The organism is Methylocystis sp. sgz306128 (assembly GCF_056032725.1).
The window spans coordinates 100,916-119,601 of the sequence record NZ_JBVYWO010000006.1 but is presented as its reverse complement, the minus strand read 5'-3'; the positions used below and the strand labels follow the sequence as shown (position 1 = coordinate 119,601).

Annotated in this window: 18 protein-coding genes, 1 tRNA gene and 1 other RNA gene; 15 read left to right on the top strand and 5 right to left on the bottom strand. The window is 59.6% G+C overall.

What is annotated here, in order from left to right; translation table 11 throughout:
* The first annotated feature begins 14 nt into the window (after window positions 1-14).
* The 8 genes from AC0N03_RS11285 (at window position 15) to AC0N03_RS11250 (ending at window position 8,144) form a co-directional block, all read left to right on the top strand.
* The gene (locus AC0N03_RS11285) at window positions 15-806 is read left to right on the top strand and encodes a DUF1217 domain-containing protein (protein WP_474288859.1); all 792 of its coding nucleotides are present in this window, start codon (window positions 15-17) and stop codon (window positions 804-806) included.
* Between the two features lie 124 nt (window positions 807-930).
* Window positions 931-1,944 (top strand): LLM class flavin-dependent oxidoreductase, encoded by a 1,014-nt coding sequence (locus AC0N03_RS11280; protein WP_474288857.1) that lies wholly within the window; start codon window positions 931-933, stop codon window positions 1,942-1,944.
* Window positions 1,945-2,247: 303 nt separating this feature from the next.
* Window positions 2,248-3,270, top strand: coding sequence for a substrate-binding domain-containing protein (locus AC0N03_RS11275; RefSeq protein ID WP_474288856.1), 1,023 nt, complete (start codon window positions 2,248-2,250; stop codon window positions 3,268-3,270).
* 43 nt (window positions 3,271-3,313) lie between these two features.
* A complete protein-coding gene (locus AC0N03_RS11270; RefSeq protein ID WP_474288855.1) occupies window positions 3,314-4,783 on the top strand; it encodes a sugar ABC transporter ATP-binding protein in 1,470 nt (489 codons plus the stop codon).
* Window positions 4,783-5,769, top strand: a complete 987-nt coding sequence (locus AC0N03_RS11265; protein ID WP_474288854.1) for an ABC transporter permease — start codon at window positions 4,783-4,785, stop codon at window positions 5,767-5,769. Before AC0N03_RS11270 ends, AC0N03_RS11265 begins: the two co-directional genes overlap by 1 nt.
* Complete coding sequence (locus AC0N03_RS11260) at window positions 5,769-6,722, top strand: ABC transporter permease (protein WP_474288962.1); 954 nt, start codon at window positions 5,769-5,771, stop codon at window positions 6,720-6,722. The genes AC0N03_RS11265 and AC0N03_RS11260 overlap by 1 nt, the downstream gene beginning before the upstream one ends.
* Window positions 6,723-6,743: 21 nt before the next feature.
* Window positions 6,744-7,658: an SMP-30/gluconolactonase/LRE family protein gene (locus AC0N03_RS11255; RefSeq protein ID WP_474288853.1), complete on the top strand. Its 915-nt coding sequence runs from the start codon at window positions 6,744-6,746 to the stop codon at window positions 7,656-7,658.
* Window positions 7,659-7,769: 111 nt separating this feature from the next.
* Complete coding sequence (locus tag AC0N03_RS11250) at window positions 7,770-8,144, top strand: YybH family protein (protein ID WP_474288851.1); 375 nt, start codon at window positions 7,770-7,772, stop codon at window positions 8,142-8,144.
* Between the two features lies 1 nt (window position 8,145).
* On the opposite strand, the gene AC0N03_RS11245 is transcribed toward AC0N03_RS11250, so the two are convergent.
* Window positions 8,146-9,162 carry a glycosyltransferase family 4 protein gene (locus tag AC0N03_RS11245; RefSeq protein ID WP_474288850.1) on the bottom strand — a complete coding sequence of 339 codons (1,017 nt, stop codon included), beginning with the start codon at window positions 9,160-9,162 and terminating at the stop codon, window positions 8,146-8,148.
* 188 nt (window positions 9,163-9,350) lie between these two features.
* Here AC0N03_RS11245 and AC0N03_RS11240 point away from each other — a divergent pair, with 188 nt between their 5' ends.
* Complete coding sequence (locus AC0N03_RS11240; RefSeq protein ID WP_474288849.1) at window positions 9,351-9,902, top strand: phosphatase PAP2 family protein; 552 nt, start codon at window positions 9,351-9,353, stop codon at window positions 9,900-9,902.
* Between the two features lie 74 nt (window positions 9,903-9,976).
* Here AC0N03_RS11240 and AC0N03_RS11235 read toward each other — a convergent pair.
* The 3 genes from AC0N03_RS11235 to AC0N03_RS11225 all read right to left on the bottom strand — a co-directional run bounded on the left by AC0N03_RS11235 (window position 9,977) and on the right by AC0N03_RS11225 (window position 13,085).
* A tRNA-Glu gene (locus AC0N03_RS11235) sits at window positions 9,977-10,052 on the bottom strand.
* A 130-nt stretch (window positions 10,053-10,182) separates the two neighbouring features.
* Window positions 10,183-12,138, bottom strand: coding sequence for a methyl-accepting chemotaxis protein (locus AC0N03_RS11230; protein WP_474288848.1), 1,956 nt, complete (start codon window positions 12,136-12,138; stop codon window positions 10,183-10,185).
* A gap of 305 nt (window positions 12,139-12,443) precedes the next feature.
* The gene (locus AC0N03_RS11225) at window positions 12,444-13,085 is read right to left on the bottom strand and encodes a TetR/AcrR family transcriptional regulator (protein ID WP_474288847.1); all 642 of its coding nucleotides are present in this window, start codon (window positions 13,083-13,085) and stop codon (window positions 12,444-12,446) included.
* A gap of 224 nt (window positions 13,086-13,309) precedes the next feature.
* Here AC0N03_RS11225 and AC0N03_RS11220 point away from each other — a divergent pair, with 224 nt between their 5' ends.
* Window positions 13,310-14,539, top strand: a complete 1,230-nt coding sequence (locus AC0N03_RS11220) for an HlyD family secretion protein (protein WP_474288846.1) — start codon at window positions 13,310-13,312, stop codon at window positions 14,537-14,539.
* Window positions 14,540-16,123, top strand: coding sequence for a DHA2 family efflux MFS transporter permease subunit (locus tag AC0N03_RS11215; protein WP_474288845.1), 1,584 nt, complete (start codon window positions 14,540-14,542; stop codon window positions 16,121-16,123).
* Between the two features lie 85 nt (window positions 16,124-16,208).
* Here AC0N03_RS11215 and AC0N03_RS11210 read toward each other — a convergent pair whose 3' ends face one another.
* Window positions 16,209-17,114, bottom strand: a complete 906-nt coding sequence (locus AC0N03_RS11210) for a hypothetical protein (RefSeq protein WP_474288844.1) — start codon at window positions 17,112-17,114, stop codon at window positions 16,209-16,211.
* Window positions 17,115-17,179: 65 nt separating this feature from the next.
* Here AC0N03_RS11210 and ssrA point away from each other — a divergent pair.
* From ssrA to AC0N03_RS11190, 4 genes are all read left to right on the top strand, one after another.
* Window positions 17,180-17,532, top strand: a transfer-messenger RNA (tmRNA) gene (gene ssrA, locus AC0N03_RS11205).
* A gap of 27 nt (window positions 17,533-17,559) precedes the next feature.
* On the top strand, window positions 17,560-18,195 hold the full coding sequence (locus AC0N03_RS11200) for an SspB family protein (RefSeq protein WP_474288843.1): 636 nt from the start codon (window positions 17,560-17,562) through the stop codon (window positions 18,193-18,195).
* Between the two features lie 26 nt (window positions 18,196-18,221).
* On the top strand, window positions 18,222-18,425 hold the full coding sequence (locus AC0N03_RS11195; protein ID WP_474288841.1) for a DUF4169 family protein: 204 nt from the start codon (window positions 18,222-18,224) through the stop codon (window positions 18,423-18,425).
* A complete protein-coding gene (locus AC0N03_RS11190) occupies window positions 18,422-18,667 on the top strand; it encodes a ribbon-helix-helix domain-containing protein (protein ID WP_474288840.1) in 246 nt (81 codons plus the stop codon). Before AC0N03_RS11195 ends, AC0N03_RS11190 begins: the two co-directional genes overlap by 4 nt.
* The last annotated feature ends 19 nt before the right edge of the window (window positions 18,668-18,686 follow it).

Here is an 18,686-nt window from a genome sequence, read left to right as displayed (position 1 = left end):
CCTGAGCGCCCGTCATGACCAGCACGACATTGTCCTACCTGAATATCGTCAGTAATCTTCCGAGAATGCAGGCCGCCACTGCCAAATCGCCGGAGATTGCTTCGGCGACGGCCTATTATAAGGCCAATATCGGCAAAGTTAAGTCGATCAGTGATTTTACCAGCAATTACAAGCTGCTTTCCTATGCCCTGACGGCCTATGGCATGGAAGATCAGCTTCAGAACAAAAGCCTGATCAAAAAGGTGCTCGAAGGTGGTGTAACGAACCCGAAAAGCCTCGCCAATAGATTGAGCGACAAGCGCTACCTTGCTTTCGCCAAGGCCTTCGATTTTGCGGGCCGCGGGGTTTCCTCGATCAGCGCCTCTGCGGCTGTCGCCGCCACGACGAGCGCCTATACAGAGCAGAAGCTTGAGGACAAGGCAGGACAGCAGAACCCCGCCGTGCAGACCGCGCTTTATTTCAGGCGGGTCGCGGCGAATATCGCCGATCCCTATACATTTCTGGGCAATAAGCAACTGACCAGTTTTATTGAGACGGCTCTGGGATTGCCGACCCTGAGCGGAGCGGATGCCGTTGATGTGCAGGCCTCGGCAATCAGGAAAGGGCTAAACGGCATGAAGGACCTGCAGAGTCCTGCCAAGGTCAATCAACTGGCCATGCGCTTTACCGCGCTGTATGACCTCAACACTAATCAGAGCAATGGCGATGCCACCGTCTCGACCTTGTTTGACGGCACAGCCAGCGGTTCAACGATCAATGATACAATGCTCGCCAGCCTGCAAAGCCTTACTCTTGGCGGCGCCTAGATCCGGATTTAGTGCGCCCTTGATATGGCGGGCGCCCATGCAATGCGCTTTCTGCCCTTGTTCTGCGCGCGCGGGTGGGCCATATCCCTGAACTGAGGCTTTCGCCTCGCCGTGGGGATTGGATATGGTTGCTTTCTCGGTTCTTGATCTGGTGCCCGTGCCGGAGGGGCGTGCGCCGGCAGATGCTTTGCGCAATGCGCTTGATCTGGCGCGGCATGCCGAGGCACTGGGATATACCCGTTACTGGATCGCCGAGCACCACAACATGGCTGGCATCGCGGGTGCGGCGACATCGGTTGTTATTGGCCATATCGCGGCGGGTACGCGCACAATCCGCGTGGGCGCGGGCGGAATCATGCTGCCCAACCATCCGCCGCTGGTGATTGCCGAGCAGTTTGGCACGCTGGAATCGCTTTTTCCGGGGCGCATCGATCTTGGACTTGGCCGCGCGCCGGGCACAGATCCGCTGACCAGCCGGGCGCTGCGCCTCAACGCGGAGGCTGCGGAGAATTTTCCGCAGGAAGTACTGGAACTGCAAGCCTTTCTGGGGCCGGTGCAGCCGGGGCAGGCGGTGCAGGCCGTGCCGGGCGGCGGGCTCAACGTGCCGATCTGGATTCTCGGCTCCAGCCACTATGGCGCGCAACTGGCCGCCATGCTCGGATTACCCTATGCCTTTGCCTCGCATTTTGCCCCAGCGGCGCTCGGGTCGGCGCTGGAGATTTACAGGGAGCGATTTGAGCCTTCCGGCAGAATTGCTGCCCCCTATGCTGCTGCGGGAGTCAATGTGGTCGTGGCTGAAACGGACGGCGAGGCCCGCCGCCTGTTCACCACGATCCAGCAGCGCTTTACCGAGATGGTTCGCGGGCGGCGCGGTTTCCTCCAGCCGCCGATCGACGATATCGAATCCTACTGGAGTCCTCCGGAGAAGGCGCAGGTTTCGCGGATGCTGGCCTGTTCCTTCGTTGGCTCGCCGGAAACGGTCAATAGCGCGCTGGAAGCCTTTGTCCGGCAAACCGGCGTGGATGAACTGATTGTCTCCGCGGCCATTTATGACCATGAGGCTCGCCGCCGCTCCTATGAGTTGCTGGCGCAGATCCCCTTGTTCCGGGCGGCTATGGATAAATTGGCGCCGGTTTAAGCGAACTTACGCCGAAAACCCGCATTTTTCGAAGTCAATGCCGGGCCATGCCGACATTTACCGATAAATTTCGGTGTTTTGACCTGGCTCAATTGACAGCGCTAACAGGTCTTAGTAGAAACATACAAGCATGTTAGTGCTATTAGCAGGACGCATTGAATTCCTATTCTCCGGCGAATTGCCTCGGTATTTTCCCGGATGGAAGAGAAGTCATTTTCCTGCTTGATCAACGAAGCCGGAATTTCCCAGCTTCCAATAAAAGATTTCCGACCCGTTTGCTGGTCGGAATACAGGGAGGTACATATGAAACGTTTTGTGACCATGACTGCCGTTGCGGCGCTGATGACCTGCGTGGGTGTGGCGGCCCATGCCGATACCAGCAAGAAAAAGATCGCTTTTTCAAATAATTACGCCGGCAATTCCTGGCGTCAGGCCATGTTGAAGAGCTATGACATCGTCACCAAGAAAGCGGTGGCCGACCATGTGGTGGGCGCGGCGGACGTGTTCACAACCGCCGACAAGGAAGTCGCGACCCAGGCCCAGCAGATTCAGAACCTGATCCTGCAGGGTTATGACGCCATCGTCATCAATGCGGCTTCGCCGGATGCGCTCAACGGCGCCATCAAGCAGGCCTGCGATGCCGGTATCGTCGTTGTCTCGTTTGACGGTATCGTTACCGAGCCTTGCGCCTATCGCGTGACCGTCGACTTCAAGTCGATGGGCGAGAAGGAAGTGGACTTCCTTGCCGGCCAGTTGCCCAAGGGTGGCAATCTGCTGGAAATCCGCGGCGTGGCCGGCACTTCCATCGACGATGCCATTCATGCCGGTATTGCGGCAGGCGTGGCCAAGCATCCGAATTTCAAGATTGTGAATTCGGTTGAGGGCGACTGGGACCAGACAACCGCGCAGAAGGCCGTCTCGACCGTTCTGCCGTCGCTGCCGGAAATTGTAGCTGTCGTTGATCAGGGTGGCGACGGTTATGGTGCAGCGCAGGCTTTCAAGGCCGCCGGCAAGCCGATCCCGACCATCATCATGGGCAATCGTCAGGACGAACTGCAATGGTGGAAGGAACAGAAGGCCGCCAACGGCTATAAGACCTGGTCTGCATCCATCGCGCCCGGCGTTTCGACTCTGGCATTCTGGATCGCCCAGCAGGTGCTGGATGGCCACAAGGACATTCCGCATGACCTGAGCGTGCCTTATCTCGAATTCACGCAGGATACGTTCGAAAAGGCTCTGGAGAGCATTCCGAAGGGCGGCGTTGCCAGCGCTGAATATACGCTGGAAGACGCACAGAAGGCCATTGCGGCCAATATGAAAAAGTAAGCGTGATTTTCAACGTTCAGGGGTCGCTGAGACTGTGAGAAACATGAACGAGGCGATCAAACCCATGATCGTTCTTGACGGCGTCGAAAAGCATTTCGGCGCCGTCAGGGCTCTTGACGGCGTAACCGTTGCCCTGAAGGCAGGCATCTGCCTCGGCCTTGTCGGCCATAATGGCGCGGGCAAATCGACATTGATGCATGTTCTTGCCGGAACCCTCGCGCCGAGCAAGGGCGAGTTGTTCTTTCATGGCAAGCCGGTTTCATCCTATTCCGTCAGCGTCGCGCATCAGCTTGGCGTGCGCTGCGTATTTCAGGAACTTTCGCTCTGCCCCAATCTGACGGTGGCGGAAAATACCCGTGTCATGCACGGCGCGATCCGGGGCTTTGGCTGGCGCAGGCGCGCCGGAAAGCTCATCCGCGACAAGCTCGATGAGATTTTCCCCGGTCACGGCATTGAAGAGGATATATTGGTGGGCGACCTGTCCATCGGCCGGCGTCAGATGATCGAAATCGCCCGCGCCTTCACCGTAACCGAGGAGCCGCTGTCGCTGGTCATCCTGGATGAGCCGACATCCTCGCTCGATTCCCACGCCACCCATCAGCTGTTGAATTTCATCGGCAAGATCACCAAGCAGGGCGTGAGCTGCATTCTCATTTCGCACATGCTCGGCGAAATTCTCGCAGCATCGGATGAGATCATCGTCATGCGCGACGGGCGCGTGGTGGCGCATGATCTGTGCGCCACATTCGACCGCGACAAGCTCATTACCCTGATGGGCGGCCATGCGGCGGAACAGTCAGCCGTGCGGGCCAGCGGCGCGCAGGCGGATGCCGGCGAGATGCGCGTCAGGGTGCGCCCCGCGCGTCAGGCCGACGGGCGCGAACTTGTCGCTCATGCCGGGGAGGTGATCGGTCTTGCTGGTCTGGCCGGACATGGCCAGACCGACATACTCGTGTCGGTATTCGCGCACGAACGCAGCCGGAGCGGACCCGTGCAGGTTTTTGCACCCGTTGCCTTCATCGCCGGTGACAGGCAGAGCGACGGCGTGTTCAATCTCTGGTCCATCGGCCAGAATGTCGGCATCCGTTCGCTGGCGCGATTGCGGCGTTTCGGTCTGATTTCGGCGCAGATGGAAGATGAATTTGCCGATTCATGGCGCAAGCGGCTGGAGATACGCTCGCCCGACATGCACAACAATATTCTCACGCTCTCCGGCGGCAATCAGCAGAAAGCCTTGTTTGCCCGTGCTCTGGGCTCGGATGCACAGATCATCCTGATGGACGATCCGATGCGCGGCGTCGATGTCGCCACCAAGGAGCAGGTCTATAATCTTGTGGCTCAGGAAGCCGCCGCCGGGCGCACATTCCTTTGGTATACGACAGAAATCGCCGAACTCAGCCATTGCGACCGGATCTATGTGTTTCGCAATGGCCGGATCATCGGCGAACTTCACCGCGATGAACTGAGCGAGGAGCGCATCATCGCTGCATCATTTGAGGATCATGCCGCCTGATGACACATGATATTGCCATTGCCGGCGGCACATCCGCAAAAAGCTGGAGCCGCCTGTTCTCGCGGCGGACATTGCGTCCGCTGCTGCCAACCTTGTCTCTCGCGCTGATCGTTCTTGCCATTGCCTGGGTCAATCCGCGCGCGATGAGCTATTTCGGCCTGAACCTGATGCTTAATCTGGCGATTCCGGTGGTCTTTGCCACGATTGCGCAGATGTTCGTCATCACCACCAATGATCTCGATCTTTCAATCGGGCCGTTCATCGGCTTTGTGGGCTGCATTGCCGCAACGCTGCTGCATGACAATCCGGTAATGGGGGTGCTGGTGCTCGCGGCAAGCGTTGCGGTTTATGGCCTGCTGGGTGCCATCATTTATCTGCGCAATCTGCCCTCGATCGTGGTTACTCTGGGCATGTTGTTCGTGTGGCAGGGCCTTGCTATTCTAGTGCTGCCCAAGCCGGGCGGCAAATCGCCCGAATGGCTGCATTCGCTGGCGACATTGCATACGCCCTTCGTGCCATGGCCGATTGTCATAGCTGTCGCGCTGGGACTGATCATTCATTTTGGCCTGATGCGCACATCTTATGGCGTCATCCTGCGCGGCGCGGGCGGGAATGCCAATGCGGTCGCCCGCGCTGGCTGGTCGATGCTGCGGGCCAAGGTGACGATGTTCTCGCTCTGCGGTTTCTTCGGCGTGCTGGCGGGCCTTGCGATGATCGGCCTCACCACGTCGGCCGATGCCAATCTGGGCAAGGGCTATACGCTGCAATCCATCGCGGGGGTCATTCTTGGCGGCGGCGAATTTGTCGGCGGGCGCGTTTCGCCGATCGGCGCGGTCATTGGTGCGCTGACGCTCACCCTTGCGGGCGCCTTGCTCAATTTCATGCGTATTTCGCCGGATTGGCAGGTTGGCGCGCAAGGCGGCATCCTGATCATCGTGCTGGCGGCGCGGATGCTGATCAAAACTGCCGAGGAGCGCAAGAAATGATCGCCGCACTTCAGGCAGGCCTGACGCGATATCCCTGGATCGGCTCGTTTGTCGGCGCGGTCTGCGTATGGATTGCCGCCGCGCTGTTCACAGGAGGGCAGGGCGCCAGCGGCATGCTGGTGACGGCCATGTCGCTTGCGGCTTTCACCGCCATCGTCGGCATTGCCCAGATGTTTGTGATCTCGCTGGGGCCGGGCAATGTCGACCTGTCACTGCCAACCAACATCGGACTGGCCAGCGCCATCGCCATGAAAATCATGGATGGTTCGGATTCGCGCATTGCACTCGGCCTTGCCGCGGCGCTGGGCGCGGGGTTTCTCATCGGCCTTGGCAATTATCTGCTGATCCGGCTGTTGCGCATTCCGCCCATCATCGCCACTTTGTCAGCCAGCTTCATCATTCAGTCCGTCGGCATTTCCTATGGGCGCGGATTGCAGATCAAGCCGCCGGAGAGCTTTGCGGATTTCTCGATCCAGAAGATCGCGGGCCTGCCGGTTCTGGCCTTGTGCACGGTGGCTTTCAGCTTCGCCATGTATATCGTGCTGACGCGTACGCTGTTTGGCCGTTCGGTTCTGGCCATCGGCCAGAATTCGCGCGCCGCCTGGCTGGCCGGCGTGCCGGTGGAACGTGTGCGCTTTCTCACCTATGCCCTGTGCGGCGCATTGGGCGGCATCTGCGGCGCGTTGCTGGCGGGCTATTTCCGGGGCTCGTCGCTTGAAATTGGCGATGAATATCTGCTCACCTCAATTGCCGTCGTCGTGATCGGCGGCACTTCGGTGGCAGGTGGCAAGGCCAATATTCCCGGCATCTGGGGCGGTTCGCTGTTTCTTGTGCTGCTGCTGACGATGCTGAACACGTTCGGGGTGAGCGCGGGCATCCGTCTTCTGGTGACCGGACTGGTTATCATCGCGGTGATTGTCGCCGCCGGAGAGGGTGAGCGCGGCCGCGGCTGAATCCATTAAAGGGAGAACGACATGGCAGAGCATGAATATCTGGTTATGGATGAGCGTTTTGCGCGCCTTCCCTGCATGAATGCCCGGGTGCATAAACTTTATGGCGAATGCCATTGGGCCGAAGGCCCGGCCTATTTTCCCGCCGGACGTTATCTCATCTGGTCGGATGCGCCCAACAACCGCATGTTGCGCTATGACGAAACCAACGGCGCGGTCAGTGTTTTCCGCCAGCCCGCAAATAATTCCAATGGCAATACGGTGGACCGGCAGGGCAGGCTCGTGACCTGCGAGCATGGCACGCGCCGCGTGACCCGGACCGAGCACGACGGCAGCATCACCGTGATCGCCGATAATTACAAAGGCAAGAAGCTGAACAGCCCCAACGATGTCGTGGTCAAATCCGACGGTTCGATCTGGTTCACCGACCCCACTTACGGCATTGATTCAGATTATGAGGGCAACAAGGCCGAGAGCGAAATCGGCGCATCCTATGTTTATCGTGTCGATCCGCAGAATGGCGAGATCAGGGTGGTCTGCGACGATTTCATCAAGCCGAACGGCCTTGCCTTCTCGCCGGACGAGAGCCTGCTTTATGTGGTGGATACCGGACGCACGCATGGCGCGCATCACCCGGCCCATATGCGGGTCTTCAAGGTCTCGGACAAGGGTGCGCTGTCGGGCGGCAAGGTTTTTGCCGATTGCACTGCCGGCCTATTTGACGGCTTCAGGCTCGACGACGAAGGCAGGGTCTGGACCTCGGCCGCCGACGGCGTGCATGTTTATGATCCCGACGGGACATTGATCGGTAAGGTGCTTGTGCCGGAGGTTGTCGCCAATGTGTGTTTCGGCGGGCCCAAGCGCGACCGCCTCTTCATCTGCGGCACGACATCGCTTTATTCCGTGCGGCTTTTTGTCAACGGCGCCAAGACGTTCTAGCGTGCCTTGCCTTCAGATGGACCCGTCTCATTCTCCCAAGGAAGAACGGACGTTCATTATGGTATCCGCTTTAACGCATCAAGCTCTAGCGCCAACCGGGGAGTTCTGCCGATGATCAATGTGCCCACGCCGACTGTTGAAGCCTTGCTGAGCAAATGGATTGAGGTTTTTAACAGCCGGGATCGTGATACCCATGCCAGCCTGTACACCGAAGATGCCATGCTTTTCGGCTCGGTACCCGAACTTAAAAAAGGGCGCGATGCGGTCCGCGCCTATTTCTCGGCGCTGGGGCCGAATGTGCATGTCCGGCATTATCCGGCGCCGGAAATTGTCTATGTTCGCCCCGATGTGGCCGTGACGGCCGCCTGGGTGGATTTCGCCGACGGCGATGTTCTCGCGCCCTATCGCGTGACATGGACGCTTGTCAGGCAGGACGGCAACTGGCGCATTGCGCAGCATCACGGCTCGCCGCGGCAGGCCGCCTAGACTAAACCGGCGGGCGCCCCACCAAAGCGCGGATCTGCTCGAAAAAACTGCGGCTGCTGGCCGATTGCGTGAATTTCTGCGCCTGACGCAGGGCCGCGTCGGCCGGAATCTTCAGGGCGTCGAGGCAGGCCTGTCTCAGATCGGTATTGAGCGCGCCGCCCTCACCCGCCACATCATTGGGGCCGGGAACGGGGAAAGCCGCTACAGGCAGGCCGCAGGCCATGGCCTCCAGCATCACCGTGCCGAATGTGTCGGTGAGGCTGGGAAAGACGAACACATCCGCCGCGGCATAATAGAGCGGCGTTTCAGCATGAGGCTTCATGCCGAGGAAATGCACCTCCGGATAGCGCGCCTGCAATGCTGCGCGCGCCGGGCCGTCGCCCACCACCACCTTCGAGCCGGGAAGATCGAGCGCCAGAAATGCCTCGAGATTTTTCTCCACGGCGACGCGGCCAAGATAGAGAAAGACAGGCCCCGGCAGGCCGAGATAATCCCTCGGCCCCGGCTGAAAATTCTTCAGGTCGACGCCGAGCGGCGCGACGCGCACATTGGCAAAGCCATGCGCCGCAAGTTCCCCCTGCAGCGTCGGCGTGGTGACGAAAACCCCCGCTCCGGCATTGTGAAACCAGCGCAAGGCCGCATAGCTCCAGCTTTTCGGAATAGGGAACCGCGCCTCTATATATTCGGGAAAGCGGGTGTGAAAGCTGGTGGTGAAGGGCCGCGCCGCCTTCCTGCACCACAGACGCGCCGCCAGACCGAGGGTGCCCTCGGTGGCAATATGAATATGATCGGCGCCGCTGGCTTCGATCAGTTTGCCGATCCGGGCGGGGCGCGCCAGCGCCAGACGCAATTCGGGGTATGTCGGCACCGGAAGGGAAGCAAACTGATGATGGCTGACAATGGTGATCTGGCAATCGTTGGCGGCGGCATCGGCGACCAGCGCCTTGATTGCCATAACAACGCCATTAACCTGCGGTACCCAGGTATCCGTCACGAATGCGATGTGAATTCGGCTCATCCGATCGATCTTGGAGCAGGAATGAAAAGACTGAAGATTTGCATGCGCCACTCATACAGAAGTTTGCAGGCGTTGTAATGCGCTTTGGCGCATAATTGGGGAGGCCGATATCCGCCATGCTTTACCGATCACGCTCAAGACTGTAAGCCAAGATTTGACAATCCGATTTCTGCGCGGCACTCAGGCATATGACGAAATTCAGGCCGACACTGCAACGTCTTGAACTGGCTCTGGTGGGCCTGTTCACCGCGTCGGCGCGCAGGCCCGCCAGCCTTGGCCTTGCGCGGACAATCACCCGTCTTGGCAATCTGTGGATTTATCTGCCCATCGCGCTCGCCCTGCTGGTGTTTGACTGGCTGCGCGGCCTCGCCATCATCTTCACGGCGCTGTGCAATGTGGCGCTGCTGCAATCGGTCTACAAGCCGTTGAAACGCTGGATTTCGCGTCCCCGCCCGTTTCAGATTTCGGCGCATCTGCAATCGGCCCTGCCGACGCTGGATGAACACTCCTTCCCCAGCGGCCATATCATGATGCTGACCGGCGTGCTGACGCCGATTCTGCTGGTTTTTCCCTCAATGCTGGGCTTATGCGCGCTACTCTGGATTGTCATGGCCTGGGCGCGCGTGGCGACGGCGCATCATTTTGTCAGCGATGTTCTGGGCGGGACGCTGATCGCCTTTCTCATCGCCTATCCCGCATCTTTGTTCCTGCTGCACCATATCCAGAAATTTGGCGTGTGATTACGCGCAGGTTTCAACGCGCGGCGCACGGGCGCGGACTGGGTGCTCTCCATTCAGCAATTTTAAGAGAAAATTGGCGCTCCCAAGGGGATTCGAACCCCTGTTTTCGCCGTGAGAGGGCGACGTCCTGGGCCTCTAGACGATGGGAGCCCATGGCCGTTCTATATCGGGGGCACAGACGGAACGCAAGCGGAAAGCAGGCTGTAGGGCAGAAAGCGCGCGCAAAAAATTGGCCGGGCGCGTGCGCCCGGCCAAAGGGCTGAAACAGGCCGGAGACCGGTCAGAATTCCGACCATTCCTCTGCCGCCTGCGGCTTACGCGCGGCGCCGCCGCGGCCGGTTGTTTTCATCGCCGTGACGGTGTGCTGCGCGGCAGCGGCAGTGCCTGCGGTGCGCCCCGCCGCGGGCTTGGCGGGACGCTGCACCTTCTGCTGTGCGGCGCCTGCGCCGGAATTGTCGCGGCTGATCTTGAAATTGCCGATGAGACGGGCCAGCTGTTCGGCTTCCTGCGCCAGCGCATGGCTTGCGGCGGTGGATTCCTCCACCATAGAGGCGTTCTGCTGGGTCACCTGATCGATCTGATTGACGGTGGTGTTGACCTGCTCCAGCCCGGTGGATTGTTCCTTGGCGGAATTGGCAATATCGGCAACGATGGTGTTGAGTTCGACAATCTGCGTCACGATCCGCTCGAGCGCAGTGCCCGTCTGCCCGACAAGATCCACGCCCTGTTCGACGCGGGTGGTCGAGTCGGAAATGAGCTGCTTGATTTCGCGCGCCGCTTCGGCGGAGCGCTGGGCAAGTGCGCGCACTTCCGAGGCCACCACGGCGAAACCCCGGCCCGCATCGCCGGCTCGGGCAGCCTCGACGCCGGCGTTGAGCGCCAGAAGATTGGTCTGGAAGGCAATCTCATCGATAACGCCGATGATCTGCGCGATCTGCGAGGATGCCTGTTCGATGCCGTTCATCGCATCGATAGCCTGACGGACGATCTGGCCGGAATGGGCGGCGTCTTCCTTGGCTGCGCCGACCACCTGCCGGGCATGGGTTGCGCCTTCCGCCGTCTTGCGCACCGTGGCCGTGATCTCGTCGAGCGCCGCCGCTGTCTGTTCGAGGCTTGCGGCCTGGGTTTCCGAACGGCGGGAGAGGTCGTCGGAGGCCGAGGTGATTTCATCCGTGCCAAGCCGGATCGTGGCGGCATTACTGGCCACAACCATCAGGCTCTGCTCCAGCTTGGCGATGGAGTCGTTGAAGTCGTCGCGCAACTGCTTGGTTTTGGCGGCAAATTCGGAGTTGATGCGATAGGTCAGGTCGCCGTCGGACAAGGCTTTCAGGCCCTTGCCCAGTTCGGTGATCGCCAGAAGATCCTCGGCGGATTCGCGTGCCTTGGCTTCCTCGCGGGCAATGCGCTCACGTTCCACAGTATCGCGGTCGACACTGGCCTCGGCCTCGGCCTTGAGCTTGCGCGCAGCGGCGGCAAAGGCGATGGCGGTCTGCGACAGATTGCCGACTTCGTCGGTGCGGTCCGTGGGATCGATACTGGCGTTGACGTCGCCTTCGGTAATCCGCTTCATGGCGCTTGTGATTTTTACCACTGGTCCGGTCACTGTGCGGGAGAACAGAAAGCCCATGAACAGCGAGAGGCTGCCGGAAAAAATACCGCCGATCAGCAGCACCCACTGCGAAATTGAATACATTTTATCAGCATAAGCGGAGCGCGTTTCCAGCAGGGCGCTTTCCATGTCGCTCATTTCCTTTGCGATGGAGCGGATCTTGCCTATGAATTTCCTGCCGGCGCCGCTTGTTTCCAATTCGCGGGCTTTGTCGCGGGTTGCAGGGTCGCCCATCAGTTTGATGGCTTGATTTGCATGTTCATCGCGCCATTGTGCGATCAGGTTATGGATCTCCCCGACGCGCTTTTGCTGGTTCGGATTGTCTGAAGTCAGCTGTTGCACGTTGTTGAGAGCTGTGTCGGCCAGAAGCGCACCGGCCTTAAAAGGCTCGAGGAAGTTCTCGTTGCCACCCATCAGATAGCCGCGCAAGCCCGTCTCCTGATTGACCATGCCGGCGACCACTTTGTCGATATGGGCCAGGACCTTGTAGGTGTGCTCATTCCATTCGTTGGCACTCTGCAACTGGCCGATCGAGTAGAAAATAGCCGAGGAAACCATGATGATTACGGCGATGATGGCGCCGAAAGAGATGCCAAGCTTTTTTGCTATTTTGAAGTTATTCCACATGATTTACCCCGGAATATTCGGTTGAACGGAAATTGACGCGCACTGACGGCCCGATACGCAGCAGGATTGAAGACTTGATCTGCATGGAGAATGCAAACATAGGTAGTTATTATTATTAATTACAACTTAAAGTTGAAATCTAAATAAAAGCTTAAGATCCAGTCCCCGGGGCTGGGTATCGAGTGATTTTTGAGTGGTCAGTTCTTGCATCCGGCGCGAAATGGCGGAGGTGGGCAGATGGTCTGCTATTCGCAGGCACAGGCCGGAAAATGGCGCGCTTTACTGAAAACGTCTGAGGGCTGCGTTCAATCGGACGCGCGATATTGTTTCAGGAATATGTCGACAGCGGCGCGGACATGATAGTCCAGTTCTTCGGGGCTTGGTGCCGGCTTGATGTCGAGCAGGCCGCGCAGCATGTAATCGCCCCGGCACAGGCCGACAAACTGGCTGGCGGCAAGCGCGTAATCGGTGATTGCCAGCGCGCCGTTCGCCTGCAATTCCTGAAAATATTGTGCAAGGCGGGCCTGACCGGCCTTCGGCCCGGCCTCAAAAAAGGCAGCGCCGATCTGTGGGAATTTCGCTGCCGCGCCGATCACGATGCGCATTTGCGCCGTGGCGGCGGGGTTGGTGAATAATTTGACCAGTTCCATGCCCAGACGAAACAGCACATCCGGCAGATCTGTGCTGCTCCAGTCCATGGCAACGATGGTTTCGACGCTGCGGCGCTTGTCCTCACGGATCAGCGTCTCGAAAAGCATCTCCTTCGAGCGGAAATAGGCATAGACGGTACCTTTGGAAACTCCGGCAGCGCGGGTGATGTCATTCATGCTGGCGCCGTCGAAGCCGTCGCGCAGAAATATCTCGCGCGCACCGTCTAAAATCTGCTGGCGTTTCATCGAGTCGCAAATGTCCTGCGTAATTACAGGGTCATTGTCGTTTGTGTGCATTGCGGCCGTTCTCTGCTCGGTCTGTTTGGTCAGATCAAATGTAGGCTCGTTTTATCGAAATAGACAGGATTGAAATAATATTTGAACTGAACTGTTCGGTTCGATCTTGAATAGGCCCGGGGGTTGGGCTATGTCAAGGGCAATATTGCAAGCCGGGGCGGCATGGCATTGTCCGATATGGGACATGTGGCGGGCCTCATTCCCGGAAGAAAGAGACCAGAACCATGCAGGATGCGAAGATAAAGCCAGCGAATGTGACCGAACTTGCGCCGGTGCGCATAGAATCGACTCCGTCGGAATTGCCCGGGCAACAGCTTGCTCCTGCACCCGGCGCAAAGTCTTCGGCCAGAGGCGCTTTCAGGAAGATGCTGATCATCGGCATTGTCGGCGCCGGCGTCGCCTTCGCGGCCTACAAGGGCTATGATTATTATGTCGCCGGGCGCTTTCTGGTCAGCACTGACGATGCTTATGTAAAGGCCGATACATCGGTGATGGCCGCCAAGGTGGGCGGCTATGTCGTGGCGGTGCCTTTTGAGGAAAACATGCGGGTCAGGGCGGGCGACGTGCTCGTCCGCATCGATCCCACCGATTACAAGCTGGCCGTTACGGCAGCGCAGGACCGTCTGGCCACGCAGGATGCCGCCATCGCGCGCATAGGCAAGCAGATGGAGGCGCAGAATTCCGCCGTGGCGCAGGCGCAGGCACAGCTTGCATCGGCACAGGCCGAGCAGGATCGGGCGCTTGCCGCCTTCCAGCGCACCTCCACACTGGCGCAGAACGGCAGCAGTTCGCAGGCCGCGCTTGATCAGGCCCGCGCGGACCGTGATCGCGCGGCGGCGGCGGTTGCAGGCGCCAGAGCCGCGGTGGACAGCGCCAATGCCGCGCTTGGCGTGATCGGGGCGCAGCGCGCCGAAGCCAGCGCACAGCGGGCGGAACTGGAAACCGCGCTTGCCAAGGCAGAGCACGATCTTGCCTCAACGGACGTTCTCGCGCCCTTCGACGGCGTTGTTGGCAACCGCGCGGCCCAGCCCGGTCAGTATGTGCAGCCGGGCGCGCGGCTCATGGCGCTGGTTCCGCTTGATCAGGTCTATATCGAGGCAAATTTCAAGGAGACGCAATTGGCGGGGCTGAAGGCCGGACAGAAGGTTGATGTCGAGGTTGATGCGCTGAAGGGCCGGTCCGTTGAAGGCGTGGTTCAGGGTATCGCCCCGGCGTCCGGAGCGGAATTCTCGCTGTTGCCGCCGGAAAACGCCACGGGCAATTTTACAAAGATCGTTCAGCGCGTGCCCGTGCGCATTAAGCTTGATCCGGCATTTGCGCGCGAAGGCCTGCTGCGTCCCGGGCTTTCCGTCGTCGCCACCGTGCATACGCGCGAGAGCGGCGCGCCCAAGCCCTCGCTGCTTTCGCTGTTCGGATTTTCGGATGGCGCGGCGGCCAGACCGGTGGCCAGATAAATGAGCACCAGTGCCAGAGTGAGCGCATTGCCGCTTCCGCACGCGGCGGACCGGCTCGAACCGATGCGGGTATTGGCCTTTATTGCCATGGTTTTTGGCATGTTCATGGCCATTCTCGACATTCAGATCGTTTCAGCGTCGCTGGCGGAAATACAGGCTGGCGTTTCGGCCAGCGCCGATGAGATTTCGTGGGTGCAGACCTCTTACCTGATCGCGGAAGTCATCATGATTCCGCTTTCCGGCCTGCTGAGCCGCGTGCTCTCCACGCGTGTCATGTTCACATTGTCCTGTGTCGGCTTCACGCTGATGAGCGTGATGTGCGCGTTCTCCAGTTCCATCAACGAGATGATCATCTGGCGCGCGTTGCAGGGCTTTATCGGCGGCGGCATGATTCCGACGGTCTTTGCCTCGGCCTATACGATTTTTCCGCGTTCCAAAATGTCGATCATCACGCCCATCATCGGGCTTGTGGCCACGCTCGCGCCGACGATAGGCCCGACCGTGGGCGGTTATCTGACTGATATTTTCTCCTGGCACTGGCTGTTTCTTGTCAATGTGGGGCCGGGGATTGTTGTTTCGCTGGCAGCCTGGACCCTGATCGATTTTGACGAGCCGGATTATTCCCTGCTGAAGAATTTCGACTGGTGGGGGCTGATCTCCATGGCGGTATTCCTCGGCGCCATGGAATATGTGCTGGAAGAGGGCACGACAAAGGAATGGTTTCAGTCCGAACTGATCATCTATGCGGCTGCGGCCTCCGGCCTTGGCGCGCTGATCTTCTTTTACCGTGCTTTCACCGCCCCCCAGCCGATTGTCGACCTGAGTTGTTTCCTCAACCGCAATTTCTGGACGGGATCGCTGTTTTCCTTCGTGCTTGGCATTGGTCTTTACGGGCTGACCTATCTTTATCCGGTCTTTCTGGCGCGGGTGCGGGGCTATTCGGCCTTGCAGATCGGCGAGACGATGTTTGTCACGGGCGTCTGCATGTTCGTTGCCGCGCCGATCACCGGCCGTCTGATGAACCGCGTTGATCCGCGCTGGATGATCGCCACCGGGTTTGCTATGTTTGCCGTCGGCACATTTCAGGCCTCGCTCATCAATCATGACTGGGATTTCGGCGAATTGCTCGTGCCGCAGATCCTGCGCGGCTTCGGCCTGATGCTCTCGATGGTGCCGATCAACAATCTGGCATTGGGAACGATGCCGCCGGACAAGATGAAGAATGCGTCCGGCCTGTTCAACCTGACGCGTAATCTGGGCGGCGCCGTCGGGCTGGCCCTGATCAATACGGTGCTGACCGACCGAACCGAATTCCATGCCCAGCGCCTGCATGAGGCGGTGGCATGGGGGCATCCGCGCGCCGAGGACATGCTGGCCAGCCTCACGCAGGCCTTTGCCCGGTTCGGCTCCGATGCGCCCTTGGCCGCCACCCGCCAGCTTTATCTGCTGGCGCATCGCGAAGCCATGGTCGGCGCCATGGCCGATGTGTTTTTGCTGCTGACTTTTCTCTTCATCGCGCTGGTGATCATGGCGCCGATGATGCGCCGTCCCGCCATGCTGACGGGCGGCGGCGGCGGACATTAGTCATTGGTTTTGCGCGGTGTGACCTTGCCCAAGCACGATCAGGCACGAGACGGCCGGCACGCTTGCCGTCCGGGGCAACAATGCTCTATCCGGCGGATTTGATCCGTTCGATCAGGCTTTTTTCGGCCAGTCCGCTCGCAGGCGGCATCTGCGGCATTTCCACAAGGCGGCGCAGGGGGGAGCCCTCCGGGGTGCGGGCCAGATTTTGCCGCACCACCTGTGCCGCGACCTCGAGAATCATCTCGCGCAGCATTTCGAGATCGGCGTCAGTTGCTGTTTCCGCGGGCAGCGCGGCACCCGCCGCCGGACGCAGCCGGATCTTGGCGAGATTTTCGGCCGTATGGCGCTCAAGATCGCGTTCCTGCGTCAGAGTGATGTTATCCTGAGAGAGAAGGGCAATCTGGCGTTTGAGCTCTTCGATCTGGCGTGCATCCTCGGCAACCTGCAGTTCAACACCCGCCTTCATCGCGTCCAGTCCTGCCAGTTCGGCCTTGAGGTCGTTTCTGGCTTCAATTTCCGTTGCAAGGCGTTTTTTCATCTCGATCAGTTCATCCCGTAACTTCTGGAGGCTGCTGTCCTCGTCCTCGACGGTCATCAGGGCCGTGCCAAGCTGGCCGCGCAATTCGGCGATTTCACGCTCCGCCGCTGCCAGATCTGCCCCGGCGCGCTCAAGCTCGGCCTTGCTGGCGGCAGCCTGCTGAGCCAGCGAGACAGCCTCAACGGTACGGCGGCCCAGATCGCCGGCCAGCCTGGCTTGTGCGGCGGCGGCGACGTCAAGCTTTTGTTCCAGCTGGCGGATCTGCACGGCGTGCGCCGCGCGGATCAGATCGCGCTCGGCGCGGATTTCCGCTTCCGAGAGCGGCACCAGAAGTTCCATTCTCTTGCGGGCCAGCCGCATGGCCCGCCGCGACAAAGCGGGCACGAGCGCAAGGGTGAACAGCAGAGCCGTCAGCAACCCAAGTGCAAAAAACATGATCTGGTCTATCGACACGCGCGCCTTCCCCGGACGTGAGGGAGTGTAACCGAACTGAGACAAATTGAATATAGCTGGCCAAGCCCCTTTCACTTGGACGTAACATTGCCTATATTCCTGATGTCGGCGCAAGCCGACTATGGTGATAAACGTTCATTGGAATAAGCCTTTCGGACCCGGGGGCGGTACCCGGCGCCTCCACCACAAAAGCTGGATCAGCTTTTCTGATGGGGGCGAAACAGGATCGACGAGGGTGTAAAGAATGGACTTTTGCCCGGTATGGTACCGTCGTTATCGGGCCATTTTGTAGTTGCAAATGACAACTATGCTCCGGTGGCTGTCGCTGCGTAATGCAGTGCCGAAACCGAAATCAAAGTCCTAGGGGTTTGCACTTCTAGGCGGGGTCCGGAGGCACCTGGCAACAGAAGCCTCCACTTGATTCTTTTGGCTTGGGGCGGGCGGAATGGCGAGTGATTTAATCCGGTATGATCTTCTCGTGCAGGATGCGCTGCGGCAGGTGGTGCGCAAGGTTCTCTCGGATACGGCCAAGGATGGCCTGCGCGGCGACCACCATTTCTTCATCACGTTCCGCACCAAGGCGCCTGGCCTGCGTCTTTCAGAGCGCATGCGCACCCGCTACCCCGACGAGATGACCATCATTCTGCAGCATCAGTTCTGGGATCTGGTGGTGAACGATCACAGTTTCGAGGTGGGGCTCTCCTTTGGCGGCGTGCCGGAGCGCCTGCTCGTGCCCTATGACGCCATTACCGGCTTTTCCGATCCCGCGGCGGAGTTCGGCCTCAAATTCGAACCGCGCATCGAGGAAGACGACGAAAAAGCCGCGAGCGTCACCAAATTGCCGTCCGGCTCCGGGCCCAAGCTGGTTCCGCCGGAGGAAGCTGAGGCCGCAGGCAAGGTTCAGCCCGAGCGACCTGCAACACCCAAAGCAAAGCCGGCCGCAAAAACCAAGCGCGAGGAGCCGAAGGCGGCTCCTGCCGTGAAGCCAGAAGCCGCTGCGGGCGATGCGGGCGATATGCCTGAAAAAGACCCGAAGGGCGACGCCAAAATCGTATCCATCGACGCATTTCGCAAGAAATGACAAGCGCTTTCGCCGGATGAGGGCCCATGGGTGATGTGATCAATCTGCGGCAGCGGCGAAAATGGAAAGCCCGGGAGCAGGCCGAAATGCAGGCCGCCCAGAACCGCGTCGATTTCGGCATGTCGCAGCAGGAGCGGCAGGCCTTGCGCACAAAAATCGAAGCTGATCTGCGCAAGCTGGAGGCGCATCAACGCGATGTCGCGCCGAAAAAGCCCGAAGGTGAGGCATGACCAGCGCGAACATGCCTTCGATTTTGCCTTCTGGCCGGGTGATCAAACGCTCGCTCGTGATTGCGGGACATTCAACCTCCATCTCGCTTGAAGAGGATTTCTGGCAGGCGCTGCGGCATTTTGCCGATTCGCGAAACATGTCCGTCGCCGGGCTCGTCGCGGAAATCGACGGCAAAAGGCGCAATGCCAATCTGTCGTCGGCAATCCGCGTCTTTTGTCTGCGCGAGGCCATGAAGCGCTGAAAAGGCGTGTGTGCCGCAG

What these genes read in the sequence shown, in the direction of transcription:
- AC0N03_RS11285 (WP_474288859.1), top strand. Translation starts at nt 15, where the DNA reads ATGACCAGCACGACATTGTCCTACCTGAATATCGTCAGTAATCTTCCG.
- AC0N03_RS11280 (WP_474288857.1), top strand. Translation starts at nt 931, where the DNA reads ATGGTTGCTTTCTCGGTTCTTGATCTGGTGCCCGTGCCGGAGGGGCGT.
- AC0N03_RS11275 (WP_474288856.1), top strand. Translation starts at nt 2,248, where the DNA reads ATGAAACGTTTTGTGACCATGACTGCCGTTGCGGCGCTGATGACCTGC.
- AC0N03_RS11270 (WP_474288855.1), top strand. Translation starts at nt 3,314, where the DNA reads ATGAACGAGGCGATCAAACCCATGATCGTTCTTGACGGCGTCGAAAAG.
- AC0N03_RS11265 (WP_474288854.1), top strand. Translation starts at nt 4,783, where the DNA reads ATGACACATGATATTGCCATTGCCGGCGGCACATCCGCAAAAAGCTGG.
- AC0N03_RS11255 (WP_474288853.1), top strand. Translation starts at nt 6,744, where the DNA reads ATGGCAGAGCATGAATATCTGGTTATGGATGAGCGTTTTGCGCGCCTT.
- AC0N03_RS11250 (WP_474288851.1), top strand. Translation starts at nt 7,770, where the DNA reads ATGATCAATGTGCCCACGCCGACTGTTGAAGCCTTGCTGAGCAAATGG.
- AC0N03_RS11245 (WP_474288850.1), bottom strand. Translation starts at nt 9,162, where the DNA reads ATGAGCCGAATTCACATCGCATTCGTGACGGATACCTGGGTACCGCAG.
- AC0N03_RS11240 (WP_474288849.1), top strand. Translation starts at nt 9,351, where the DNA reads ATGACGAAATTCAGGCCGACACTGCAACGTCTTGAACTGGCTCTGGTG.
- AC0N03_RS11230 (WP_474288848.1), bottom strand. Translation starts at nt 12,138, where the DNA reads ATGTGGAATAACTTCAAAATAGCAAAAAAGCTTGGCATCTCTTTCGGC.
- AC0N03_RS11225 (WP_474288847.1), bottom strand. Translation starts at nt 13,085, where the DNA reads ATGCACACAAACGACAATGACCCTGTAATTACGCAGGACATTTGCGAC.
- AC0N03_RS11220 (WP_474288846.1), top strand. Translation starts at nt 13,310, where the DNA reads ATGCAGGATGCGAAGATAAAGCCAGCGAATGTGACCGAACTTGCGCCG.
- AC0N03_RS11215 (WP_474288845.1), top strand. Translation starts at nt 14,540, where the DNA reads ATGAGCACCAGTGCCAGAGTGAGCGCATTGCCGCTTCCGCACGCGGCG.
- AC0N03_RS11200 (WP_474288843.1), top strand. Translation starts at nt 17,560, where the DNA reads ATGGCGAGTGATTTAATCCGGTATGATCTTCTCGTGCAGGATGCGCTG.
- AC0N03_RS11195 (WP_474288841.1), top strand. Translation starts at nt 18,222, where the DNA reads ATGGGTGATGTGATCAATCTGCGGCAGCGGCGAAAATGGAAAGCCCGG.
- AC0N03_RS11190 (WP_474288840.1), top strand. Translation starts at nt 18,422, where the DNA reads ATGACCAGCGCGAACATGCCTTCGATTTTGCCTTCTGGCCGGGTGATC.